The organism is Flavobacterium sp. (genome assembly GCF_043760115.1).
Classification (GTDB): Bacteria; Bacteroidota; Bacteroidia; order Flavobacteriales; family Flavobacteriaceae; genus Flavobacterium.
Genome location: NZ_JAYUPK010000148.1, coordinates 1 through 25,925 on the forward strand (window position 1 = coordinate 1; position 25,925 = coordinate 25,925).

26 protein-coding genes and 1 pseudogene are annotated in these 25,925 nt (G+C 29.0%); 8 read left to right on the forward strand and 19 right to left on the reverse strand.

Annotated features, from left to right (window positions below; translation table 11 throughout):
- The 3 genes and pseudogenes from ACH2BC_RS12715 to ACH2BC_RS12725 all read right to left on the reverse strand — a co-directional run.
- Window positions 1–194, reverse strand: a pseudogene (locus tag ACH2BC_RS12715) (esterase); the annotation flags it as partial.
- A 187-nt stretch (window positions 195–381) separates the two neighbouring features.
- Window positions 382–777, reverse strand: a complete 396-nt coding sequence (locus tag ACH2BC_RS12720; protein WP_395054379.1) for a glyoxalase — start codon at window positions 775–777, stop codon at window positions 382–384.
- Between the two features lie 75 nt (window positions 778–852).
- Window positions 853–2,193, reverse strand: a complete 1,341-nt coding sequence (locus ACH2BC_RS12725) for an OmpA family protein (RefSeq protein ID WP_395054380.1) — start codon at window positions 2,191–2,193, stop codon at window positions 853–855.
- Between the two features lie 118 nt (window positions 2,194–2,311).
- Between ACH2BC_RS12725 and ACH2BC_RS12730 the strand changes: the two genes are divergently transcribed.
- Window positions 2,312–2,734 (forward strand): NUDIX domain-containing protein, encoded by a 423-nt coding sequence (locus ACH2BC_RS12730; protein WP_395054381.1) that lies wholly within the window; start codon window positions 2,312–2,314, stop codon window positions 2,732–2,734.
- Window positions 2,731–3,120, forward strand: coding sequence for an acyl-CoA thioesterase (locus tag ACH2BC_RS12735; RefSeq protein WP_395054382.1), 390 nt, complete (start codon window positions 2,731–2,733; stop codon window positions 3,118–3,120). Before ACH2BC_RS12730 ends, ACH2BC_RS12735 begins: the two co-directional genes overlap by 4 nt.
- Here ACH2BC_RS12735 and ACH2BC_RS12740 read toward each other — a convergent pair.
- Window positions 3,117–4,379, reverse strand: a complete 1,263-nt coding sequence (locus ACH2BC_RS12740; protein ID WP_395054383.1) for a mechanosensitive ion channel family protein — start codon at window positions 4,377–4,379, stop codon at window positions 3,117–3,119. The genes ACH2BC_RS12735 and ACH2BC_RS12740 overlap by 4 nt on opposite strands.
- Complete coding sequence (locus tag ACH2BC_RS12745; RefSeq protein ID WP_395054384.1) at window positions 4,372–4,656, reverse strand: DUF3817 domain-containing protein; 285 nt, start codon at window positions 4,654–4,656, stop codon at window positions 4,372–4,374. The genes ACH2BC_RS12740 and ACH2BC_RS12745 overlap by 8 nt, the downstream gene beginning before the upstream one ends.
- Before the next feature lie 96 nt (window positions 4,657–4,752).
- On the opposite strand from ACH2BC_RS12745, the gene ACH2BC_RS12750 reads away from it, so the two are divergent.
- From ACH2BC_RS12750 to ACH2BC_RS12770, 5 genes are all read left to right on the forward strand, one after another.
- On the forward strand, window positions 4,753–5,268 hold the full coding sequence (locus ACH2BC_RS12750) for a DUF6155 family protein (protein WP_395054385.1): 516 nt from the start codon (window positions 4,753–4,755) through the stop codon (window positions 5,266–5,268).
- Between the two features lie 76 nt (window positions 5,269–5,344).
- A complete protein-coding gene (locus ACH2BC_RS12755) occupies window positions 5,345–6,880 on the forward strand; it encodes a DEAD/DEAH box helicase (protein ID WP_395054386.1) in 1,536 nt (511 codons plus the stop codon).
- Window positions 6,881–7,065: 185 nt separating this feature from the next.
- The gene (locus tag ACH2BC_RS12760; RefSeq protein WP_395054387.1) at window positions 7,066–8,982 is read left to right on the forward strand and encodes a DUF294 nucleotidyltransferase-like domain-containing protein; all 1,917 of its coding nucleotides are present in this window, start codon (window positions 7,066–7,068) and stop codon (window positions 8,980–8,982) included.
- Window position 8,983: 1 nt separating this feature from the next.
- The gene (locus ACH2BC_RS12765; protein WP_395054388.1) at window positions 8,984–9,577 is read left to right on the forward strand and encodes a PolC-type DNA polymerase III; all 594 of its coding nucleotides are present in this window, start codon (window positions 8,984–8,986) and stop codon (window positions 9,575–9,577) included.
- A gap of 12 nt (window positions 9,578–9,589) precedes the next feature.
- Complete coding sequence (locus ACH2BC_RS12770; RefSeq protein WP_395054389.1) at window positions 9,590–10,204, forward strand: GDSL-type esterase/lipase family protein; 615 nt, start codon at window positions 9,590–9,592, stop codon at window positions 10,202–10,204.
- On the opposite strand, the gene ACH2BC_RS12775 is transcribed toward ACH2BC_RS12770, so the two are convergent.
- The 7 genes from ACH2BC_RS12775 to ACH2BC_RS12805 form a co-directional block, all read right to left on the reverse strand.
- Window positions 10,199–10,672, reverse strand: a complete 474-nt coding sequence (locus ACH2BC_RS12775) for a 4'-phosphopantetheinyl transferase superfamily protein (protein ID WP_395054390.1) — start codon at window positions 10,670–10,672, stop codon at window positions 10,199–10,201. The two genes, ACH2BC_RS12770 and ACH2BC_RS12775, sit on opposite strands and share 6 nt — an antisense overlap.
- Window positions 10,672–10,926, reverse strand: coding sequence for an acyl carrier protein (locus tag ACH2BC_RS12780; protein ID WP_395054414.1), 255 nt, complete (start codon window positions 10,924–10,926; stop codon window positions 10,672–10,674). Before ACH2BC_RS12780 ends, ACH2BC_RS12775 begins: the two co-directional genes overlap by 1 nt.
- Before the next feature lie 187 nt (window positions 10,927–11,113).
- Window positions 11,114–12,388 carry a beta-ketoacyl-[acyl-carrier-protein] synthase family protein gene (locus tag ACH2BC_RS12785; RefSeq protein ID WP_395054391.1) on the reverse strand — a complete coding sequence of 425 codons (1,275 nt, stop codon included), beginning with the start codon at window positions 12,386–12,388 and terminating at the stop codon, window positions 11,114–11,116.
- Between the two features lie 115 nt (window positions 12,389–12,503).
- Window positions 12,504–12,932, reverse strand: coding sequence for a 3-hydroxyacyl-ACP dehydratase FabZ family protein (locus tag ACH2BC_RS12790; protein WP_395054392.1), 429 nt, complete (start codon window positions 12,930–12,932; stop codon window positions 12,504–12,506).
- A 91-nt stretch (window positions 12,933–13,023) separates the two neighbouring features.
- A complete protein-coding gene (locus tag ACH2BC_RS12795) occupies window positions 13,024–14,076 on the reverse strand; it encodes a type III polyketide synthase (RefSeq protein WP_395054393.1) in 1,053 nt (350 codons plus the stop codon).
- Between the two features lie 86 nt (window positions 14,077–14,162).
- Entirely contained in the window at window positions 14,163–14,879 is a 717-nt protein-coding gene (locus tag ACH2BC_RS12800; RefSeq protein WP_395054394.1) for a methyltransferase domain-containing protein, read from the reverse strand.
- 25 nt (window positions 14,880–14,904) lie between these two features.
- Window positions 14,905–16,017 (reverse strand): NAD(P)/FAD-dependent oxidoreductase, encoded by a 1,113-nt coding sequence (locus tag ACH2BC_RS12805; RefSeq protein ID WP_395054395.1) that lies wholly within the window; start codon window positions 16,015–16,017, stop codon window positions 14,905–14,907.
- A gap of 129 nt (window positions 16,018–16,146) precedes the next feature.
- On the opposite strand from ACH2BC_RS12805, the gene ACH2BC_RS12810 reads away from it, so the two are divergent.
- Complete coding sequence (locus tag ACH2BC_RS12810) at window positions 16,147–16,845, forward strand: hypothetical protein (RefSeq protein ID WP_395054396.1); 699 nt, start codon at window positions 16,147–16,149, stop codon at window positions 16,843–16,845.
- A gap of 31 nt (window positions 16,846–16,876) precedes the next feature.
- Here the strand turns inward: ACH2BC_RS12810 and acs are convergent, their stop codons facing one another.
- From acs to ACH2BC_RS12845, 7 genes are all read right to left on the reverse strand, one after another.
- Entirely contained in the window at window positions 16,877–18,784 is a 1,908-nt protein-coding gene (acs, locus tag ACH2BC_RS12815) for an acetate--CoA ligase (protein WP_395054397.1), read from the reverse strand.
- Window positions 18,785–18,883: 99 nt separating this feature from the next.
- A complete protein-coding gene (locus ACH2BC_RS12820; protein WP_395054398.1) occupies window positions 18,884–19,249 on the reverse strand; it encodes a response regulator transcription factor in 366 nt (121 codons plus the stop codon).
- A gap of 9 nt (window positions 19,250–19,258) precedes the next feature.
- Window positions 19,259–21,943: an ATP-binding protein gene (locus tag ACH2BC_RS12825; protein ID WP_395054399.1), complete on the reverse strand. Its 2,685-nt coding sequence runs from the start codon at window positions 21,941–21,943 to the stop codon at window positions 19,259–19,261.
- 258 nt (window positions 21,944–22,201) lie between these two features.
- Entirely contained in the window at window positions 22,202–22,417 is a 216-nt protein-coding gene (locus tag ACH2BC_RS12830; protein ID WP_395054400.1) for a DUF6814 family protein, read from the reverse strand.
- Between the two features lie 11 nt (window positions 22,418–22,428).
- Window positions 22,429–23,979 carry an MFS transporter gene (locus ACH2BC_RS12835; protein WP_395054401.1) on the reverse strand — a complete coding sequence of 517 codons (1,551 nt, stop codon included), beginning with the start codon at window positions 23,977–23,979 and terminating at the stop codon, window positions 22,429–22,431.
- Between the two features lie 44 nt (window positions 23,980–24,023).
- The gene (locus ACH2BC_RS12840; RefSeq protein ID WP_395054402.1) at window positions 24,024–25,304 is read right to left on the reverse strand and encodes a hypothetical protein; all 1,281 of its coding nucleotides are present in this window, start codon (window positions 25,302–25,304) and stop codon (window positions 24,024–24,026) included.
- 98 nt (window positions 25,305–25,402) lie between these two features.
- Entirely contained in the window at window positions 25,403–25,705 is a 303-nt protein-coding gene (locus ACH2BC_RS12845; protein ID WP_395054403.1) for a helix-turn-helix domain-containing protein, read from the reverse strand.
- Between the last annotated feature and the right edge of the window lie 220 nt (window positions 25,706–25,925).

The window sequence follows — 25,925 nt, forward strand, 5'->3', positions numbered from 1 at the left end:
GGACAAAAAATTTGAATTAAACCTTGTTCAATATACCATCGTGCAGATTCAATTAAACCTTGATCTTTGTTTTCGTGATAACTTCCCATTGAAGTGGGAAAAAGTATAACAGGATAACCAGAATGACCAAAAACAAGCATTTCAATTTCTCTACTTAAATTGGGTGAATACCATTTAAAATATTCTTCTTTCATGTATATTTTCTTTTAACAAGTTTAATAAAAAAAAGAATATGAAATTCGCAAAAAAAAAATTTATTATAAAGTTTTACGATATACTTTTTAAAGCAAAATAGTTTTTAGAAATTCAATAAAAAAAGACGTCTAAACTGGTTGATTTTTGAGTTTTTGTAAGAACTGTAAATTAAAATAAGATTAAAAATTAACTATTTACTATTAATTGGACTTGACTTCTTAGTCTTTCAATTAACATATTCATCATTCTTTTATTTAAGCTAGATGAATTTTCAATATATAATTCATATTCATCAAGGGTAAATAATCCAATAATCATTCCTTTTAAAGAATTTCTAAATTTTATATCTCTATGAATAGAATGTTCAATATAAGCTAATTTCTTGTCTGGATTAAAATCAAAGAAAACTTCTTTTTGTTTTATTGCATAGTTTATAAAAACTTGAATTAATAAATCGTTTTGAAGTTTTAAAATAGGACGTAAGGTTTTGTTTTGAAACGATTCTTCTTTTGATGATTGTAAAGTTACATTACCAATAGATTCGCCACGTAGTGAAATAATAAAATTTTCTCTAGCTTCCATTTTTTTTGATTTAAAGTTATAAAAAAACCTCTGTTAAAAAACAAAGGTTTATTTAAAGTTATAAAGAGTTTATTGTTAATTAGTAATTTTGAAAACTACTTTTCTAACTAAACGTCTTGCATATTCTGAATTTTTATCTACTGAGTCATCTACACCATTAGCTTTTATTACTAATCTTGAAGCATCAATACCAGATTTTATTAAAATTGTTTTAACATTTTCTGCTCTATTACTTGATAATTGATTGTTTGCAGTTGAATTACCCATAACATCAGCATAACCTACAATATCAATTGATTTTGTTGGATTTGCTCTTAAATAATTTAACACAAAACCTATGTTGTCTGACGATGCATTAGTTGGTTGACTTTTTCCTGAATCGAAATAAGCAGCAACATATCCATCATTAATAAGTTTTATTAAAACATCATTATTATTTGCTTCAGAAGTATTATTGGTTACAATTGAATTGTTTACAAATTTCTCTAATTCATCTGGCACACCATTTCTATTAATGTCAACCATTCTACCTTTAGTATCAACAGCAACTCCAGCAATAGAATTATTTTCTACATCTAAATAATCTGGAACACCATCTTTATCAGAATCGTCCATCATTGTTTCTAAATCACCAATTCTTTTATCTAAAGCTTCAATTCTATCTGAACCTTTTTCTGGTATTGTAGCCCAATCTCCATGAATTTTATCTTTTCCTAACGAATAAGTTAAACCAAACGAAGTAGTTACTAATTGACCATTTAAGTTATTTGCATTTTCTGAATATGAACCATCCCAATTAAAATGTTGTCTGTAGCTGTTCATTGAAGAAACATCTAGAAAAATAGACATTTTTTTAGAAAATCTATATTGACCTGTAACTCCTAAGAATAACCCACCATTTAATTCACTAACGCCATAATTATGATCGTTTTCAATAAAATTGGCAGTTTTAGAAGTCATTCTGTCTACTTTTATTCCAGCGTGCAATAATATTCCCCAACGATTTAAATAATCTTCAACATTAAATAATCTGTTAGCATTAACAACACCTTCTGCAGTAAAACCAATCATTTGCATTTCAAATGGTTTACTTAAATTTTTACTATTATTCTTTATAGATTCATAACTCAAAGTTCCTTTAAAACCAAATTTTGGTCCAATCATATATCTAGCACCTAATTTAAAAGCATTAGGTTGTAATCCTCCAAAAAATTTACCAGGACTACTTGAATAATATTTACCAGCTTCTGGTCCGTAATCTAAATATGGTCTTACACCTTTACTTTGTCCAACAGAAAATTCTAATGTCCATTTATTATAAGGAATAGTTGCTGTTTCTGGAGTTACGTCATTGCTTTGAGAAAAACAAGTTTGAATTGATAAAATAAGTAATAAAAATAATGTATTTTGTTTCATAAAAAAATAGTATTTTTGGGGTAAACAGCTTGCAAATATAAACGATAAAAGGTTAAAAACAAGCAATATTTACAAATCTAGATAAAAGTCATATTTAATCGATAAACTAAAAATTGTTATGCGTACATCTGCTATTTTTCTCACAGTTGACACCGTTATTTTAAAATTAATTGGTAAAGATTATCATATTTTATTGATACAAAGAAGGAATAATCCGTTTAAAGATTTTTGGTCATTACCTGGAGGATTTGTCGATGAAAATGAAGATTTAGAAATTGCAGCAAAACGAGAATTATTTGAAGAAACTTGTGTGAAAATTGAAAATTTAGAACAATTAAAAGCTTTTGGTAAACCTTTTAGAGATCCAAGAAGTCATATGGTTACTGTAGCATTTTTAGGATTTGTTTTAGAGGAAACTATTGCAATTGCTGCTGATGATGCTAAAGATGTAAAGTGGATTTCTGTAAATAATTTACCTGAATTAGCATTTGACCACGACGAAATTATTAATTTTGCGCTTACAAAAGTTAAAGATTTATGAGATTTAATACAAGAAAATGGGTGAAACCAGAAGATTTAAATCCAAACAGCACATTATTTGGCGGAAGATTACTTGCTTGGATAGATGAAGAATTGGCTTTATATTCTATAATTCAATTAGAAAATCCTAGAATAGTTACCAAACATATGTCGGAAATAAATTTTAGAAGTTCTGCCAAGCAAGGTGATATTATAGAAATTGGTATAGATGTAGTAAAATTTGGAAATAGTTCATTAACACTAACATGCAATGCTAGAAATATGATGACGCAAGAAATAATTATTTCTATTGCTTCAATAACTATGGTAAGTCTTGGTGATGATGGGAAACCTCAAGCGCACGGAAAGACCAAAATTGAATATATTGACGATAGATTGAAACGTTAATTTGGTATAAAATCTCCTTTTTCTGATGGTAATTCAAAAATTTCTAGATCAAAATATTCTATTGAAGCAATTATATGATCAAAAATATCTGACATTATATATTCATATTCTTCAAATCTTTGGTCTTCTGAAAAAGCATAAATTTCTAACGGCATTCCTTGTGCTGTTGGTTGTAATTGTCTGCACAACAATATCATATTTTTGTTTATTCCAGGATAATTTTCTAGATAAAACGTAATGTATTTTCTAAACAATCCAAAATTGGTCATATTTCTACCATTAATAGAAAGTGATTTATCGATTGCATTTTCTTTATTATAAATGTCAATTTCTACTTGGCGTAATTCAATGTAAGCAGCGACCAATTGAATTCGTTTTAATTTTTCTAAATCATCTTGTGCTAAAAATCTAATACTTTTTGCCTTGATTAATATGTGTCTTTTAATTCTTCTTCCGTCAGAATTTAACATTCCGCGCCAATTTCTAAACGAATCTGAAATTAAACTATAAGTAGGAATTGTTGTTGTTGTGTTATCGAAATTTCTAACTTTTACTGTTGCTAAGTTTATTTCAATAACATCTCCATCAGCACCATATTTATCAAATGTTATCCAATCGCCAATGCGAACCATATCGTTTAATGATACTTGAACACTTGCTACAAATCCTAAAATTGTATCTCTAAATATTAAAATTACAACTGCAGAAACTGCTCCAAGTGTACCATATAATGTACTTGTTTTAATATCAAAAATTTCTGAAATTATTATTATTACTCCAAACATCCAAAGCACAATCATAATTACTTGAATGTAACTATCAATTGGTTTGTCGCTAAATTGTGTTTTTTCTTTTAAATAATCGCGAAGAGCTTTTAAAATACTTCTTACAATCCATAAAACTAGAAGTATAATATAAATTTCTACTAATTTACCAAAAATGGTTTCCCAATAAACAAATTTATCAAGAATTACTGGAACCGATTTATAGATAAATAAAAACGGAATTAAATGTGCAATGTATTTAGCGGTTTGATTGGAAACTAATAAATCATCAAACCGCGTTTTGGTTTTTTTAGCAATAATTGCCATAATAGTTACCAAAACTATTCTGAAAATAACATAAATACAATAGGCAAGAAATCCTAAAAGTAGTATATCAAAAAACAAACTAATATAGGATGCAGTTGCGTCTCCAAAACTTAATTTACGAAGTAAAGGATACATCCAACCAAATAATTTCTCTAAAAATTTATGCATTTTTAAGATATTTTCTTTCTATATAAAAAGTTCCAAACGGAATAAACGAACCCAAAATTATTATTGCGAAATCTTTTAAAGACCAATCTTGTTTAAATTTATTTAAAATCGCCAAAATTATATATCCAATAAATAAAACTCCGTGAGCCATTCCAATTGGGTATAAAAGCGATTTATAAAGTGCACTATTGTTTGGTTTAATAAAAAGCATGTTTGATAATAAAGCTAAAAAAGAAAATCCTTCTAAAATAGCGACTAATTTGAAAATTTTAAGCATAAAGTGTAAATTTATTTTTGCAAAAATAAGGATTATCAATGATTTTCTTTCCTAAATATCTAAAAGTAATTTACTTTTGTAAAATAGAATATTAATATGAGTAAGCGCGATTTAAAAAAATATTTATCAGAATTATCAAAGCCACAATTGGAGGAGCAATTTATAGAAATGTATGATAAGTTTAGTGATGTAAAGACTTATTATAACTTTGTTTTTAATCCAAACGAAAAGAATTTGGTTAAAGATGCAAAACTCAAAATTACCAATGAATATTACCCAATTCGAGGAAAACGAGCCAAAATGCGTCGTTCTGTAGCACAAAAATTTATAAAACATTTTGTATCACTTGGAGTAGATTCTTTTATAATTGCAGACGTGATGTTGTATACTATAGAGATTGCTCAAAGCTATTCTAATGAGAAAAAAATATACAACGAAACCTTTTATAAAAGCATGTTAACTTCCTATGAACAAGCTATTTCCTATTTAATTGAAACTGGAATTTTAGCTGATTTTAAAAGTAGAGTAGTGGCAATAAAAGAAGAAAGTATTAAGCAAGATTGGAGTAATAAATATGCTTTTAATGCCATTGTAGAACGATTTGATTATTAATTTTTTGTCAAAAAACAGTTTTTATAGTTAGATAACTCTTTTTTAGGTGTACTTTTGCAAAATTGTAAAAATTACTATGCTACACCAAGATATATCGCAGTTAACAGAAGAAAAAAAGGAGCTTTACAGTTACCAAATAGGCGATATTGACAAAATTTTTGAACGAATTGACAATGCGCCAAGCAATTACCATTTATTATATCAATTGCCAACTGGTGGTGGAAAAACAGTAATATTTTCAGAAATTACTAGACGTTATCTAGAGCAACACAATAAAAAAGTAGTTGTTTTAACGCATCGAATTGAACTTTGTAAGCAAACTTCTAAAATGCTTAAAGGATTTGATGTTAAAAATAAAATAATAAACAGTGCCATAAAAGAATTGCCAGATCAAGATGAATATTCTTGTTTTGTAGCCATGGTTGAAACTTTAAAAAACAGATTAAACGACGAAAAATTAGAAATTGATAATGTAGGTTTGGTTATTATTGACGAAGCACATTTTAATTCTTTTCGCAAGCTATTAACATCATTTAAAAATGCATTTATTTTAGGTGTAACTGCAACGCCATTAAGTTCTAATATTAAGTTACCAATGTATGAAAATTACAGCGAACTTATTGTTGGAGACACCATTCAATCGCTTATAAGTAAAGGGTTTCTTGCCGAAGCTACAACCTATAGTTATGATGTTGGATTAACATCTTTAAAAGTTGGAATTAACGGCGATTATACTGTAAAATCATCAGATGATTTGTACAGTAATATGATAATGCAAGAAAAATTATTACATGCCTATTCAGAGAAATCATTGGGTAAAAAAACACTTATTTTTAATAATGGAATCAATACTTCGTTACACGTTTACGAAAGTTTTAGACATGCCAAATACAACATTAGACATTTAGATAATACTACTTCTAATGAAGACAGAAGAGATATTTTACAATGGTTTAAGAAAACTCCAGATGCAATATTAACTTCTGTTGGAATTTTAACAACTGGATTTGACGAGCCTACTGTAGAAACTATTATATTAAATCGTGCTACAAAGTCGTTAACTCTTTATTTTCAGATGATTGGTCGTGGTTCTAGACGATTGCCAAACAAAGCTAAATTTAATGTTATAGACTTAGGAAATAATGCATTGCGATTTGGTTTGTGGAATAATCCTGTAGATTGGCAACATATTTTTAAATCGCCAGAATATTATTTAGAAAGTCTTCGTGAAGATGCAGATATTGAAAGTAATTTTAAATATGTAATGCCTGAAGAATTACGTAAAAAGTTTGCTAAAACAGATGATATTTCTTTGGATGTAAATGAAGAATTCAAATTTACAGTAAAAAATAATTTAAAAGCAAAATCTATAATTGAAAAATCTTTAGAGCAGCATGCCAAAATGTGTGTAGAAAATTCAGAAGATTTATCAGAAGCTAAAAAATTATCTAGAGAATTAAATGACGATATTGAATATAGAATTCGTACTTATTGTATATGTCTTGGAAATGTTACCAAAAATTATCGTTCTTGGTTAATTGAAGATTATATTTTAAAACTTACATTACTTATAGGAAAGCTTAATCGTATAAAGGTTATGCAAGAGCTCTAAATCATTGAAATCAGTTAATTATTTAAATTATTATATTTGCACTATAATTTATATTATGTAAAATAGAATATTTTTAAACTCATACTTACTTATCAACTTTTGTAATTAAATTTAAAAACAATCTTAATCAATATTTTATTTTTGTTTTCTAAAATAATTTTTCTATTTTTATAAAAAACTAATTTATGAGTAATGCTATTTCACAACGTGTAGCCGATTTTTTAAAAGAATACCAGCCATTTAATTTTTTATCGTATGATGATTTAATTAAAATTGCAACTACTATTCGTGTTATAAATTTAGAAAAAAACAAAAACTTGTTTCAAATAAATGATGTTTTGCACGATAGTTTTTATGTTGTTTCTTCTGGTGTAATTCATTTAACCGTAATTTCAGATTCTGAGGAAACACTTTTAAATAAATGTTACGCTGGAGATATTTTTGGTTTGCGTCCGTTTTTTGCCAAAAATAATTATCAAATGACTGCCAAAGCACGTGAAGAAACAATTGTTTATGCAATTCCTATAGCTTCTTTCAAACCCTTTGTAGCTCAAAATCAAGAAGTTTTAACCTTTTTACTAGAAAGTTTTGCAACAAATACTAAATCTTCGTTAGACAATCAAAATGCTAATAAATTACTTTCTGATAATGGTGGATATTCTGATAATCAATCAGATATGCAGTATTTTCAATCATTAAATTACAATAAAATTCCTTTAAAAATAGAATTGAATGCAATTATTAAAGATGCTGCTCAGTTAATGACAGAAAATTTAGTAGACAATGCCTTAGTTATTGATAACGGAAACCCAGTTGGAATAGTAACAGACAACGATTTTAGATCTAAAGTTGCTACAGGAAGATTTCCAATGTCGCATACAATTGATAAAATTATGTCATCGCCAGTCATTACAGTTACCGAAAGTATTTCTGTTGCCGAAGCACAATTGGTAATGCTAAAACACGATGTTACTCACCTTTGTGTAACTCTTGATGGCACAGATAAATCAGAAATAAAAGGTATAATTTCTGAGCACGATTTGGTTGTTGCCCAAGCAAATAATCCTGGTATTTTGATTAAAGAAATTAAAAAATCGCAATCTGCCAAAGACTTAAAGCAAGTTCGAGATAAATTATCAGACATTATTCAATCGTCAATAATTAAAAATATTCCTCTTATTCATATTAATAATATTGCTGGCGAAATTACTTTGGCAATTATTAAACGTTCAGTAGAATTAGCAATTTTAGATTTGGGTTCTCCGCCAGCACGATTTGCTTGGTTAAGTATTGGCAGTCAAGGAAGAAAAGAACAACTTTTACATACTGATCAAGACAGTATTTTAGTTTTTGAAGATGTAGTTGCCGATAAATATCGTGATGTAAAAGATTATTTTATAAAATTGGCTAAAAAAGCAACTGCCACACTAGAAAAAATAGGTTACCCATTGTGTCCAAACAATCATATGGCAAGTAACATGCTTTGGTGTAAGTCATTGACAGACTGGACTAAACAATACAATAGTTGGATGAATACTCCAGGTGAAAATTCTAATGAAATTAGTAGCGTTTTCTTTGATTATGAAATGGCATTTGGCGAATTAAAACTAGAAGATGCTATAACTGACGTGATATTTAAAAATGTAAAAAACAATCCTCTTTTCTTTGATTATCTAGGAAATGATGCATTGAAGAAACCTACTCCACTCAACTTTTTTAAGAAATTTAATGTTGAAGAAGAAGGCGAATTTAAAAACAAATTTGACATTAAAACTCGTGCGTTAATGCCTTTAATTGATGGTGCGCGACTTTTTGTTTTAAGTAATAACATTAAAGGAATTAACAATACATATCTAAGATACAAGCAATTAGCGATTACAGATCCAAAACATTCTGAGATTTATTTAAATTGTGCCGATGCTTACATTACTTTGCTAAAGTTTAGAACATTAGAAGGTTTAAAAAATGACAGTTCTGGTCAATATATTAATCTTGAGGAACTTTCTAAGGTTGATAAAGAAAAACTTAAAAATGCTTTGACACCAATGAAAGAATTGGAAGATTTGATTAAAGATAGATTTCAATTAACACAATTTTCATAAAATGCTAGATTGGATTAAAAATATTACTAAAGAATATCCCGAATTTTGGAAAAATTATCAAGCAAAATTTGATAAAAAATCCAATAGATTTGTTGTTTTAAGTACTGAGACTAGTGGATTAAATCCTAAAAAAGATGTAATTATGTCTTTTGGAGCAGTAGCAATTATAAATGATAATATAATAATTTCAGACACCTTTGAAGTTGCTATTCCACAATATAAATATTTGCATGATAACGGAATTACAAACGACTTTTTATTAGAAAGTAGTTTGCCCAAATTGGTTGAAGCACAAGCGGTGGAAAAATTAATTGAATACATTGGAAACGCAACATTGGTTGGGCATCGCATTCATTTTGATGTAGAAATGATTAATGAATCGTTAGAAAAAATTGGTGCCGGAAGTATAAAAAATGAAGCTTTAGACATAGAAGTAATGTACAAAAAACTTCTAGATATTAATGATAAAAACTTCTCTTTAGACGAATTGGGAACCATTTTTAAATTACCAAAAACAGACAGAATTTCAACTACTGACGATGCATTTACTATTGCTATTTTGTTTTTAAGATTAAAATCTAGATTGGGATTATAATTCTTACATTAAATGAAAAATGATTGGTCAAATTTAAAAAAATATGCTATTCAAAATGAAGCGTTATTAGATTCTGAAAATTCTAAACGTATTGTTTTTATAGGAGATTCTATTACAGAATTCTGGAAAAATTATGATATAGAATTATTTAAAACCAATTTTGTAAATAGAGGAATTAGTGGACAAACTACTAAAGAAATTTTGCACAGATTTACTCAAGATGTACTTAATCTTAAACCTAAAATAGTAGTTATTTTGGCTGGAGTTAATGACATTGCTGAAAATTTTGGAGCAATTTCTAATCAAAATATTTTTGAAAATATAGTTTCAATGATTGATATGGCTAAATCCAGTAAAATTGAAGTTATTCTATGCTCTATTCTTCCTGCAAATAAATTTTCTTGGAAACCAAAAATTACTCCAGCAGAGAAAATAATTGAACTCAATAAAATGCTAAAATTGTATTCAGAAGTTAATAGAATTACTTACGTTGATTATTATAATACAATGATCGATAACGAAAAAGGTTTAAATAAAAAATATTCTGATGATGGAGTTCATCCAAATAATGAAGGTTATAAAATTATGAAACCGCTTGTAATTGAAGTTATTAGTAAACTTTTATAGTTTCAAGTAAACACTTTTTTCAAATCTTCCGTGATGGGTTTTAGAAACAGAAACTGTTTTATTATTAATTTTTAAAAAAGGCATTCCATTAATTTTATAAATTGAATTAGAATTTTCTAAAGGCATAATTTTTTCAAAATCTTCCTTATTTTCTAAAGCTTCAGAGTAAATAAAATCATTAGAAAAATAAGTTTTGGTATAAAACAACTGGTTTTCAAATTGTACTATACCTTTTTCTAAACATTCAATATTTATAGGATAAAAACCACGCTTTCCTCCTTTTTGCATAATGATTTTGTAAACAGCTTCCTTTCTACTCCACAATTCCCAAACTTTTTTACCTTGATTTGCAGAATTTTGAATAATTTTAATTTCTGATAAAGTAAAAATTTTTTCAAGATAACCTTTTCGCTTCCAGTTGCTTTGTGTTATTGCTAAAGCTAAATCTACTACATCATTTCCTATCATTATTTGTCTAATAATTTTGTTTCAATAATTTCTAATGTCGATTTTACATCCACCATTTTTTCCATAGAAACTGTGTCAATTACAATGTCAAATTGTTCCTCAATATCTAGAATAACATCTACTAAATTGGCAGAATTTATTTGTAAATCGGTGATAAAATCAGTATTCTCATTCAAATTTTCAAATGCTGATTGATTGTTTATGTAAGGTTTAATAATGGTTTTTAATTTTGTAGTAATTTCAATTGTAGTCATTAAAGTATTATTTTCAGTATGCGTTTTTATAGTATTTTTAATAAATTGTTTTTCATAATGCCTGTCGCGTCTGGTTTTTTTATCAACTGCACGTTTCGCATTTCGTTTGTCGTGAACAATATCGTCTAGTCGATTTAAATCGTCTAGTTCTTTAATGTCGTTTGGTGAGTTTCTTTTTGGCATTGTGCTAAAGTACAAATTTCTTAAAAATCACACAACCATTAACATCTCCAAATCCAAAACTTGCTTTAGCAACAATGTTTAATTCTTTTTTTAACAATTTTGTTGGAATCTTACTTTCGTCAATAATTGCTGTAATTTCTAGATTTAAATCTTCACAATTAATATTTGGAAAAATAAAATTTTGATGCAATTGCAACACAGAAGCTACACTTTCAACACTACCAGAAGCTGATAAACAGTGACCAACCATTGATTTTAAAGAATTTATAAATGGAAAATCATTTCCTTTTAATCCTAAAGCATTACTCCAATTTAAAATTTCCAAACTATCCTTAGAAGTTGCGGTTAAATGTCCGTTTATAGTATCTATTTCATTGGCTTTAATTCCAGCATTTTCCAAAGCATCTTTTATACATTTTTGAACAGCAATCGGATTTGGCGCAGTCATTGTACCCAAACCTCGTTGTCCACCAGAATTTATATTTCCGCCTAGAACTTCACAATAAATTTTAGCATTTCTAGCCAATGCAGTTTCTAAATCTTCTAGAACCAAAGCGCCACTTCCACTTCCAGGAACAAAACCAGAAGCGCTTGCACTCATTGGTCTTGAACCATTTTCTGGCGAATTATTATGTTTGTATGTACAAACTTTCATAGCATCAAATCCACCCCAAATATATGGACCAGAATCGGATGTACTTCCAGCTAATATTCGTTTTGCTTTTCCAGATTGTATTCTGTCAAAAGCCATCAAAATACTTTCTGCGCCAGTTGTGCATGCAGATGAATTTGTTGTTACTATATTTCCTAAACCTAATTTTCCACCAAGATATGCACTTACGCCACTATTCATAGTTTGTGCAACAGCTGTACTTCCTAATTTTCTAGTTTCAAAAGCATCAATTTTATATATACTTTCTCTAAATTTTTCAATTCCAGAAGTTCCAGTTCCAAAAATAGTTCCTGAATCCCAATCTGGATCTTCATTATTTTCAATTAGCAATCCTGCGTCTTTCCAAGCATCAATTCCTGCAATAACACCATACAAAATGCCGGTTGAATTGAAATTTCGTAATTCTAATTCGGTAAAATAATTGCGTTTTAATTCTTCTGATATTTCAGGTGTTCCAGATATTTGACATGAAAACTGCAATCGTTCTAATTCGGGATTGTGTTTTACCCCAGAAATTCCGTTTTTTATGGCATTTGTAAACGCTTCAAGTCCAACTCCATTTGGCGAAACAATTCCTAATCCTGTTATTACTACTCTTTTTTTCAATGTCAATCTCAATTACAATGTCAATGTCAATTTCAATCTCAAAATTCAATTTCAATGTTAAAAGTCAATTTCAATCTCAAAATTCAATTTTAAATGTTTTAAACAATTTAAACTTTTAAACAATTACTCCTGCAATAGTTCCGCGACACACTTCTACTCCTCTATTGTCAAACATTTTTACTTTACATTTTAATTTTCCGAATCTAAAATATACTTTTTCAGAAATCACTATAACTTTTTCATTAGGAAAAACTGGTTTTAAATATTCAATTTCTGATGATGTTAATGCTATTTTTGTATCAGAATTAAAATTAGTACCCAACAAATAAATTCCCAAACAAACTACACCAATTTGCGCCATCGTTTCAGTAAGAATTACACCTGGCGTTACTGGATTATCTTTAAAATGGCCTTTATAAAATTCTAAATTTTCATCTAATGTATAACTTCCTTCTACTCCATTTTCTGATATTGATAAAATTTCATCTACAAAAAGAAATGGTTTTGAATAAGGTAAACTTGATATGATTTCTTGATTTGTCATTTTATATTTTTTTGTCATTTCGACAAAGGAGAAATCTCATAATCTAAATTACTTGTAGAGAATTTTCGTATGTCAAAATTAAATGTGGGACTTAAAACTCAATTAATATTCTTTGTGCTGTAAAACCTGGTCCAAAACTTAGCATCAAACCTTTTTCGCCTGCTTTTGGTTTTTTATCCATAATACGTTCTAAAACATACAATACAGTTGCGCTAGACATATTTCCGTACAAGCGTAAAACTTCTTTGGTGTCTTCAATATCTTGACCAGTTTGAAGAAATAAATCTTCTACAGTTTGTACAATTTTTTTTCCACCAGGATGAAAAATTAAATGATCTATATCTTTAATTGTCAATCGGTTTTTTTCTAAAAATGGATGAATAAACAATGGAAAATGATTGGCAATAGTTTCTGGAACTTCAATATCTAAAACCATTTTTAGTCCAGAATTTGTCATTTCAAAACCCATCATGTGTTCATTATCATAAAAATGATACATTGAATCATCAAGTATTTTTGGACCATTATCTTCTTCATAAGACGAAAGTAAAACACAAGCTGAACCATCGCCAAATATAGCCGAACTAACAATATTCGCCATAGAAAAATCGTCCAATTGAAAGGTTGCTGTCGGACTTTCAACTGCAATAACCGCTGCTTTTTTATTAGGATTGGCTTGCAGGAAATTTTTGGCATAAATCATTCCAGAAATTCCAGCAACACAACCCATTTCGGTAACAGGCAATCGAATTATATCTTGACGTAAACCTAATTTATTGATTAAATAGGCATCAAGCGACGGAATCATAATTCCAGTACAACTTACCGTAATTATATAATCTAAATCGGTTGGTTTCCAATTGGCTTTTTCTAAAGCATTTTTCAATACTTTTTCGCCTAGTTTTATAACTTCTCTAACGTATATATTATTTCTTTCTTCAAATGAAGTTTTGGTAAAAACGGCAATTGGATCCATTATTGAATAACGTTTGTCCACATTTGCGCCTTCAAATATTTTCTTTACTTTTCTAATAAATCTGTCGTCTTGACCAGTTAACCAAGTATCGAGAAAAGGCATTATTTCGGATGTTTCTCTAGAAAATTCTGGTAATTGCTTGGCAACTGTTATTATTTTTACACTCATATTCAATTTCAAATTTCAACGACAATTTCAATGTCAATTTTATCAAATTTTATGTCACATTATATATAAATGACAAACTTTAAATTTTATATATTTTTCTTAATAATCCATTGGTATCGAAAAGCCCATTTCCATTGCAAACTATAGTTTTTAAATCCTAATTTTTCTGAAAATGCAACCAATTCTTCTTTTTTAAATCCTCTTAAAATTGAAACCAATCCATCTTCATGAGACATTTTATTTAAATTGAATAGTTTACAAACTACTTCAAATAATCGATAAGCAACTTTACTTCTGTGCAAATCATTTATTACAATTCCGATTCCTGAATTTCTATAAAATAATTTAACTAAATCTAAAATTTCATCATTTTTAAAATGATGTAATGTTAACGTGCACAGTATAATATCATATTTTAATTCATCAAATTGTTTATCAAAAATATCTTCGCATTTATAACTAATATTTGGAAAATGATTGGACAATTTTTTTGCATGATTTATTGTAAAAGCATTTGCGTCGATGCCTATTAAATTAAAATTATATTCATTTTCTTCACCAAAATCGGCTATGTATCGCAACATGTCACCGTTTCCGCAACCAATATCTACAATTGTATATTCTTTACTTTTATCTAATCCTTCTAACAGAATTTTGATTCCTTGTAAAGTTAACTTGTTTCCACCTAAAAGCTGATTTATTTTCGCGATTTTGTCTAATGCTTCTTGCAATTCAATTCCTTCCAATGCAAAATCGTCCATTATTTCGGGTTCGTCAGTTCGGTTTTTTATATTTATTGACATTGATTTTTGAAGTTGATATTGAATTTTAAATAGGTTTTCCGTGTGTTTTTTTAATTATCAATGGAAGTAAAAATGGAAATACTAGAAGTAATTTTAATAAAAATGCAGCCGTTTTTTCTTGTTGCAATAAATTTCCTAATCGTCTTCCAGTTTTTAATCTATTTTTAAAATTAAAATTCCATTTTTTAGTGTACTCTAACTCCATTTGATTTCTATCTAATCTATTTTCAAGGAATTCGATAACACTTTCACTTGCCAATTTTGCACTGTGAATAGCCATTGCCATTCCGTTTCCGCACAAAGGATGAATTAATCCTGCAGTGTCACCAATCATTAAAATATGATTTTCTACAGAATTTTTCTTATCAAAAGACACTTGACTTATTGATAGTGGTTTTTCAAATTCTATTGTTGCATTTTTAAAAATTTTATTCAAATTTGGATTTTCACAAACTATTTTTTTTTGGTATTCTTCTATGCTTTTGTATTTTTTAAAGGTTTCATAATTTGCTAAATAACAAATGTTAACCAAATTATTTTCTACTTTAGAAACACCACAATAACCACCTTTAAAATGATGTAGACCAACCAAATCATCTGGAAAATTTAAACTATAATGTGCTTTTACACCAAGCCAATGCGATTGATTCTGAATAAAATTACGTTTAAATTTAATATCTAAATTGGATCTTTTGCCAAATGCACCAAGAACTATTTTAGAATAATAATATCTTGAATTTGTAGAAATTGTAAATTTTTCATCTAAAAAAACAACATCCAAAACTGTTTCTTGAACAATTTGACAACCAGTTTCTTTAGCTATATTATACAAATAATTATCAAATTTGTAGCGACTTACACCAAATCCACCCAAAGGTAAAATTGTATTTAAAGTCTTTCCAGAAACTAATGAAAATGATAATTTCTCTATTTTTTTTGGATGTAAAGATTGAATGTCAAGATTAAGCCAATTTAAGTAAGGTAAAATTTCATTTGAAATATATTCGCCACAAACTTTATGTTTAGGAAATTCATTTTTTTCAATAAGCAAAACATCATAATTAGATTTTCGCAAATGAATAGCAGAAAATAGTCCTGCTAAACCACCACCAATTATTATAACTTGATTTAAACTCATAATTGATGTAAAAATAAGGAATAAAAAAATTTATTTCTTTTAAATTTATTTAAATATTTTACACAATTTACTTATTTATATTATTTATAGTGTGGCATTTTTACTACTTTTGGTAAATATAAAAATTATATGGGTTTTAAAAAATTACTTTTAATTTTTCCGATAACTTTTTTGGTTACCTATTTTTGCGCAGGAATTCTTTATGATGCTAAGTATGTTATTTATGTAAAACCATTTATTGTCCCTAGTTTTATAATTTATGCATTGGTCAATAATTATAATAAACTCACATTAAATTATTTTTTATATGTTTTATTCTTTTATATAAATGAAGTATTGCTTTTATTTTGGATTGAATCAATAATATTGTTTAGAATTGCATTGATAGCATCATTTTTTTGTTATTTATCATTAATAAATTTAGGATATGTATCACTTAAAAATAAGAATCTTTATATCATTCCCAAAGGTTTTACCCTATTTATACTTATATTAAATTGCGTTTTTTTAGCATCAATTTTATATATCTTAATTTCTGCAATTGGCGATATTTATCTTAATATAATTTTAATTTTTAATGCTATAGTCGCAGTAATTCTTGGTGTTACAGCAGTTTTATATTTGGGAAAATTTACAGATAGAAAATCATATTATTACTTTTTTGGGTCATTTGCACTAATTTTTAATGATATTTTTGCTGCTGTCGTAACTTATTTTATTGATAATCCTTTGTTAAATACATTAGATAGATTATTGCATTTTGCCTCTTTTGTATTAATTTATCTATTTATTATAAAAGACAAAAAAAAGCTTGAAATTTCTAGGTAGAATTTTCAACATTTAATTAATAAATAAAGAATTACACTTTATTTTCTCTAATTTCTTCAATAATTTCTGGATTCAATAATGTAGAAGTATCGCCAAAATTACTAAAATCTCCTTCGGCTATTTTTCTTAAAATTCGTCTCATTATTTTTCCAGATCGTGTTTTTGGTAAGCCAGAAACAAATTGAATTTTTTCTAATTTTGCAATTGGACCAATTTGATCTGATATTAATTGGTTAATTTCTTTAGATAAATTTTCGTGATTTCTACTTTCGCCAGTTTCTTTTAAAATTACAAATCCGTATAAGGCATTTCCTTTTATATCGTGAGGAAAACCTACAATAGCGCTTTCTGCAACTGCTGGATGTTCGTTTATTGAGTTTTCAATTGGCGCAGTTCCAAGATTATGACCAGAAACAATAATTACATCATCTACTCTACCTGTAATTTTGTAATAACCAACTTCATCGCGCAAAGCACCATCACCTGTAAAATATTTACCAGGAAAAGCTGTAAAATAAGTTTCTTTAAAGCGTTGGTGATCGTTCCAAATAGTTCTTGCCATTGCTGGCCAAGGAAACTTAATACATAAATTTCCAACTACTTGATTTCCTTGAATTTCATTGCGCAATTCGTCCATTAAAACTGGTTGAATTCCGGGTAAAGGCAAAGTCGCATAAGATGGTTTCGTTGGCGTAACAAACGGAATTGGTGAAATCATCATACATCCAGTTTCGGTTTGCCACCAAGTGTCAACTAGTGGACAACGTTTTCCACCAACATGATCATTATACCAATGCCAAGCTTCTTCATTTATTGGTTCACCAACAGAACCAATTACTTTTAATGATTTCATTGGAAATTTTTGAACATAATCTATGCTTTCTTTTGCTAAAGCACGAATTGCAGTTGGCGCTGTATAAAACTGATTTACTTTATGTTTTTCTATAATTTCCCAAAAACGAGAAAAATCTGGATAGGACGGAACACCTTCAAAAATTACTGTTGTTGCTCCGTTTAAAAGTGGACCATAAAGAATATAGGAATGTCCTGTAATCCAACCTATATCTGCAGTACACCAATATACATCGTTCTCTTCATAGTTAAAAACATTTTTAAAAGTATAGGCAGTTTGCACCATATATCCTGCAGTTGTATGCAACATTCCTTTAGGTTTTCCTGTAGAACCAGACGTGTAAAGTATAAATAAAGGATCTTCTGCATCCATAATTTCGGCAACGTTATTTGGAATAGCTTCATCCAAAAGTGGTTGTAACCAAAAATCTCTTCCAGCTTTCATTAGAACTTCTGAATTTGTTCTTTTAGCAACTAAAACTTTTTCTACGCAAAGACAATTTTCTAATGCTTCATCAATAATTCCTTTTAAATCGATGGTTTTATTTCCACGAAAACCGCCATCGGAAGTAATTACCATTTTACATTCAGAATCGTTTATTCTAGTTGCAACTGCGGTTGATGAAAATCCCGCAAAAACTACAGAATGCACTGCTCCAATTCTGGCGCAAGCCAAAACAGAAACTGCCAATTCTGGAATCATTGGAAGATAAATGCAAACTCTATCGCCTTTTTTTATGCCTTGTTCACGAAGTACATTTGCCATTTTGGCAACTCGAGCATACAATTCGTTATAAGAAATATGAAGTGCTTCTTCGTTAGGATTATTGGGTTCAAAAATTATTGCAGTTTTATCGCCACGACGCGCTAAATGCCTGTCAATACAATTTTTAGTTATGTTTAATTTTGCATTTTGAAACCATGAAAACGTAGCTTCTTGCATATCAAATTCTACAACTTTATCCCATTTTTGGTACCAAGTAAAATTTTCATCGGCTATTTTATCCCAAAATTTTCTCGGCTCGCGAACCGATTTTTTATACATTTTGAAATAATTTTCTAGGTTTTCTATTTTGTAATAACTCATTGTGGTTGGATTTATATTTTTGGATTAAGTAATTGTAAATATAACGAATCTATGTATTTTAATAAAATATATCTTGCTAAATTGATATAGCTAAATAATTTAATTTGCAACCATTTCGTTAACCTTTTCTACCACTTTTTTAATAGAAAATGGTTTAGTTAAATAAGCATCAGCACCAAGAGCTAAACCTTTTTCAACGTCACTTTGTTTATTCTTAGCAGATAAGAAAATAACTTTGCAATGGTTTAGTTTTTCGTTCTTTTTAATTTGTTCTATAGTTTCAAATCCATCCACTTGTGGCATCATAACATCTAGAATTACTACATCTGGAAATTGTGTTTTTAAAATTTCTAATGCTTCTAATCCATCTCGTGCTATGAAAACTTCAAAATTATTTTTCTTGAAAGTATATTCTAAAGTCATTACAATATTAGGTTCGTCGTCAACAATTAAAATCTTTTTCATCTTTGAGTCTTAATTTTTTGGTAATGTAAAAGTAATGCATGCACCACCATTTTTTGCATTGGATGCCCAAATTTTTCCTTTATGATGTTCTATAATTTGTTTACATATTGCTAATCCTAATCCGCTTCCGATTGGTTTTTTGAAATTCTGGTTAGTCGATTGATAGAATTTATCGAAAACTAAATTAAAATCATTTTTATTAATTCCTTTTCCATTATCAATGACTTGAATTTCTATAAAATGTTCTTTTTCTGATGCTGCAATTGTTATTAATCCATTTATTTCTGGACAGAATTTTATTGAATTAAAAACCAAATTTGTAATGACTTGAAAAATTCTATCTTCATCATAAACTGCTGTTAATGATGATTTTCCTTCAACATAAATAGTGATATTTTTATTATTTATAAGATGTTGTAATGGTTCAATTACTTTTTCTATCGTTTCAATAATGTTATAAACGGCAACATTTATTTTTTGTTTTCCTGTTTCAAATTTTTCTAAGTCTAGAATTTTATCAATTAAACGATTCAATCTATCTGATTCTGAAATAATGCTTTGCAAAAATTGTTTTTTTAAATCTTCTGGAATATCATCATCATCGTGCAAAATTTCGCTTGCTGCACGAATTGCTGTAATTGGCGTTCTAAGTTCATGGGTAACTGTGTCTAAAAATTCGTCCTTTTGTTTGTCTTTTTCTAATAATGAATCGTTTGCGTTTTGAAGTTTGGCTGAAATTACTTTTAATTCATTAGATGTTTCAGTCAATTTTTTATTTGTAATTATATTTTCTTTAGATTCTTCCAAGATTTTTAAAACTTCTGGTAACGATATTTTTTCTTCTTTTGCAACGCTGGAAATCAATATTCTAGCAGAAGCGGTTCCAATATGACCGGTCAATAAATTTTCAGAAAACTTGATTAATCTGGCATCGGCTAATGCTTCGTTTTTATCGATGCTGTATTTTAAATTGAAAATATTCATGGCACGTTTGGTTCGTTCTTCTCCAAGAAAACGAATTAGAACTTTTTCAATATCAGACCGATACGCTGTGCCTTTCCAGACAAATGCGTTTTCGTGATTGGTGATGTATTTATTGATATCAACAAACATTTCGGCATAATTTCGTTCGCGATAATTCCCTTTAAAACTTACAGAAACTGAAATATAAGTCAAAATATTAAAAAGTAAACTCCAAAAAAGTGCGTGCGGCACAGGATCTAAATAATCCAGTCCAAACAATTGAAATGGTTTTAGCAATGGAATATTTTGAAATCCATTGGAAATAAAAGTACTGTTTATGTTGGTAATTCCAATCGTGTAAGGAATCAACAAAGTATAAATGCAAATTAAAAACCCAATAATAATGCTGTAAACTGCGCCAAGTCGTGAACCTCTTCGCCAGAATAATGCTCCAAAAAATGCTGGTGCCAATTGTGCAATTATTACAAAAGCAACCATTCCGATTGACACTAAATTGTAATCTAATCCAAAAAAACGATACATAAAATACGACAACATAATCAGTAAAAAAATTCCGATTTTTCTACTGTTAATGATGGTTTTGTTGCTAATTGTTTGGTCTTCACTTTTTAATCGTCCGAGTAAATTGTATGGAATTAAAATATTATTGGTAATCATTGTCGAAAGTCCGATTGAAGAAACTACAATCATTGAAATTGCAGCCGAAAATCCGCCAAGGAAAACCAAAACCGTCATTGTTTTATTGTCAAAAAGTTGTGGAATTAATAACGAATAAACATCAGAATTGACTTCTTTTCCTTCAAATAAAATATTTCCGCCCCAAGCAATTGGATACACAAAAAGATTAAAAATCAATAAATAAAGAGGAAATAACCAAATGGCAGTATTGATGTGATTTTCTCTATTATTCTCAATAACAGCAACTTGAAATTGTCTAGGTAATAAAAAAATGGCAAACATCGATAAAACACAAAGCAAAAACCAATTGATGGCTTGCGGTAATCCGCCGATTGTATTTTTTTCTTGAAAACGTTCTAATAATGATGCTTTTTGATAAATATCATCGAAACCATCAAAGACAAAAAACGTCACATAAATGCCAACTGTTACGAAGAAAACCAGTTTCAGAACACTTTCCATTGCAACTGCGGTTACAATTCCTTTTCGTTTTTCTGATGCATCGGCATAACGTGTTCCATAATACGACGCGAATAAAGCCAAAGCAATTGATACATAAGTAGTTGTGTCGCTAAAGATGTATTTACTCATTGCTGTTTTTGTAACTACGTGAAAAGTTTCGGCAATGGCTTTGAGTTGTAAAGCAATGTAAGGTAAAATTCCTGTCAGGCAAATTAGCGTTACAATTGCTCCAAGAAAACGGCTGTTTCCGTAACGTAACGAAATAAAATCGGCAATACTAGAAATTTTGTTAACTCTTGAAATTCTTATAATTTTCTTCAGAATTAATATCCACGAAGGTGCAATAATTATTGGTCCTAAATAAATTGGCAAGTAACTTAATCCGCTATCGGCAGCAACGCCAACGCTTCCATAATACGTCCATGCTGTGCAATAAACCGCTAGTGATAACGAGTAAACATAAGGATTATTCGTCCATTTGTTGTTCTCTTTTTTTTCTGCCCAATGTGCAATAAAAAAAAGTGCTCCCAAATAGATGGATAAAATTAGTAAAAGTAAAAAGCTACTCATTATATCGTTTTACAATTAATAATGACACTAAAATGGAAAAAAGGCAAATTGAGAAAAAATAAATATAAATTACAGGAAAACCAAACAGATTTTTAGAAGAATCGAACAACAAAAGTATTGGCAAATTCAATCCTATCAATAAAAGTATTGATAGAATTACTAATTTTTGTTGATGTCTTTTTTTCATTTGAAAATTATTATGTTAAACCCTAAAAGCCCTTAAATTAATAAGAGCTTTTAGTTTTAACAAAATTTATTTTAATCTTTATATTCATCCTTAATAGCGAAATATCCAAATGTGAATAATCCTGTGACAATCAATGGCATTAGTACGAAAAATATAATAATTCCGAAAACCAAATCGTCTTGTTTGCCCGAGGTTAGTTTTCCTCCAAATATACTAACACAATAATATCCAGTTGCTAATGCTAAAAGCATCCAAACTATTCCTAATATTTTTTTAATTGAATTCATAATTTATATTTTTAGTCGTGAAGAGTATTATTTTTTCTGTTGATGTAAATCATTCCGATAACGAAACATACGCCTGCAATGATAATTGGATACCACAAACCTTCGAGATAAAACTCAGGATTTAATGGCGTTGGTCCAGTTCCTTTTGCGGTTGTAACAAAATAGGTTGAAATAGCAGGAAGTAATCCACCAAAGATACCATTTCCGACGTGATAAGGCAACGACATTGACGTGTATCTAATTTTTACTGGAAACATTTCAACTAAGAAAGCCGCTATTGGTCCATAAACCATCGTAACAAAGATAACCTGAATAAAGACTAAAAATACAAGCCACCATTTATCACTACTGTTAATTGTTTTGGTGACTTTGGTTTCAATTTTGTCTTTTCCTTTATCGTCAAGCATTAATTTACCGTTTTCGAAATGTTTGGTTTTGATTTCTTCAACCTTTGTTCCGTCTGCAAATGATTTATTTGTGGTGTAAATAGAATCTAATTTTGTAGCATCAATTTCTTTTATTGAAGGTACAATTTTAGTTTGATCAACAATTTCGGTTTTTAAAGCCAAATCTGTAGTTTGATACATTGCTCTATAAATTGGTCTGTAAGCTAAAATTGCAATCAATAAACCTGACATCATAATGGCTTTTCGACCTACTTTATCACTCAACCATCCAAAGAATACAAAGAATGGTGTTCCGCAAATTAAAGCAATTCCTAAAAGTGTATCTACTTGAGTAGAATCAATTGCCATTACTGTTTTAAGGAAACTCATAGCGTAAAATTGTCCGGTGTACCACACAACTCCTTGTCCCATAGTTGCTCCGAATAATGCAAGAAGCACAAATTTTAAATTATAACGGTTACCAAAACTTTCTTTTAACGGATTAGTACTTGTTTTTCCTTCGGCTTTCGCTTTTGCAAAAACTGGCGATTCGTCCATATTTTTACGAATTAAATACGATACAAATACCATAATTATTGAAACCCAAAACGGAACTCTCCAACCCCATTCGTCAAATGCTTCTTTGGATAAAAAACCTTTTGTGATAAGAATTACCATTAATGATACGAACAAACCGACAGTTGCTGTGGTTTGAATCCACGAAGTCCAATATCCTTTTTGTCCTGCTGGTGCGTGTTCGGCGACATAAGTTGCTGCGCCTCCATATTCGCCACCAAGTGCTAAACCTTGAAGTAGTCTTAAAACTAATACTAAAACTGGTGCCATAAATCCAATTGTTTCATAACTTGGAATACAACCTATTAAAAAAGTTGCTCCACCCATAAGCATTAAAGTTACCATAAAGGTATATTTTCTTCCAATTAAATCGCCTAATCTACCAAAGAACAATGCGCCAAATGGACGTACTACAAATCCTGCTGCAAATGTTGCTAATGTTGATAAAAATGCTGCAGTTGGATTATCTGACGGAAAGAATTTTGTTGATAATACTACGGCTAAACTTCCGAAAATATAGAAATCATACCATTCAATCATTGTTCCCATTGAGGAAGCGGATATTACTTTCCAAATTCCTTTTGATGATTTTTCACTCATATTTTATAAATTTTTATTGGTTTTAATTTTTTTAATTAATTTTTTTAGAATGAATAGGCACAAGAAATCATTGCTCTTAGATTACCCAATTTTTTTTCGTTATTTTCTATAGAAAAATCGGACTTTAAATTGCCCCAAGTTGCTTGAGTATATTCAATTTCTGGTGTTATTCTGAATTTATTTTGTTTAAAATCTACTCTTCCAGATGCTCTCCAAACGTTGTCAACTCCTCTTGTCATTAGATTATTTCCTCTTGTATAAAATGCTGTTGCACCATCAACACCAGTTCCGTGATTTTTAGTATAAGCAAGAAATAATCCTGGTGCTACTTTTTTATTATTACTAGCAAGTTCAACCCAAAAAGCGCTAGTTTTAGTTACTTCATATTTTTCAACTTCTCCAGTTTTAGTATAACCTGCAATTCCGCCAAGCATAACTAAATTATTTAAGTTTCCACCTGAAATTCCATATGCTTTAAAATAAAATTTATCGTTAGAATATTTGAAATAACCAACTACTGATGTACTATTTGCTTTTTCTTTAGATACTAAATTATTAGAAACTATTAATGGTTGAAGTGATTTATATTCTGCTCCAATACCAGCAATCCAATTTTTATTTTTAAATTGAAATTGTCCGTGAAAAGTTGGTAATGCCGAATTTGTTGAAGCTGAATTTTGAGTTCCAGTTGCCGCTGTTGGTGTAGTAAATTCTCTTTCTTTGTAAGCAGTTAATGCAAATGATAGTTCTTTAGTAAAATTTTGTTTTACTTTAACTTGTGATGCCCATCCAAATGGATTAAATAAAATTCCAGTGTTAAAATTTGCAACTCCTGGAAAAACTTCTGGAATAAAAGTTGGATACCAAGTTTGTCCTAAAGTAACCGATGTTTTTGCCCAATCTAAATTTATGTATGCGTGACGAATTCTAAACAAACCTATACTGGTTTCACTATTTCCGAAGAAATCGCCTTCTAAAGTTCCTGAAGTTTTTGCTCCCCAAACATTTGGTCCTTTAGCTTTTACGCCCAATCTACTCACAACAGACAAAAAATTAGACGCGCCAGCTTTGTTTATATTGTCACCATTAGCATCTAAAAGTTCATCCAAAGGATATAAATTTAAATTGTATTCTCTTACTTGAGCTGATTTTCTGGTGTCCCAAATGTAATCGGTTCTAATAAATCCGTAAACATTTACATCCCACTCTTTTTCTGCTGAGACGACTTTTACAGGTTGAATTTCTTGAGTTGGAACTGCAGTTGTAGTTTGTGCATTTCCGATAAAGGAAAAGGTAAAAAACGATAATAATATTGTTTTTTTCATAATTTCAAATTTGGTTGGTTATGATTATTGGTTCGGCCAAATTCTACTTTTTTATCAATGAAAAAAATAATGATATATATATGTGTAAAGTGATATAGTTAATCTTTAAATCGTTCCCATTTTATAAGCATAAATTTATCTCCAAGTTCTGTAATAATCATACCAGCACCTGATAATTTATCTTTATTTTTTAGATATTCAACAAGTTCCAAGTGGTTATAAATTTTATAGGTTGGATGATAATCGGTATGTTCTGGTTTTTTTATTTTATGTTCTTTAACCCAATTGCTAATTGTAACGTGTGAAACCCCTAAAATACGCTCAATTTCTCTATAACTAAGTCCTTCTAAATACAATTGTAAAGCTTTTGTTACATAATAAACATCTATCTTTTTACCCATTTTGTTTACAGTAAAATAGTATTTGCATTTTTTGCACAAAAACCTTTGTCTATCTTTGATTACACCGCTTTTAACTATGTGATTGTCTTGACATCTTGGGCAAGCTAAAATATCCATATATATAAATTTTGCATAAATATACTAATTTAGCAAGTATTTAAAAGATAAATGTCTAATTTATTTTGCTTTTTTTTACATACATCTTAATTTTAATGGTTAA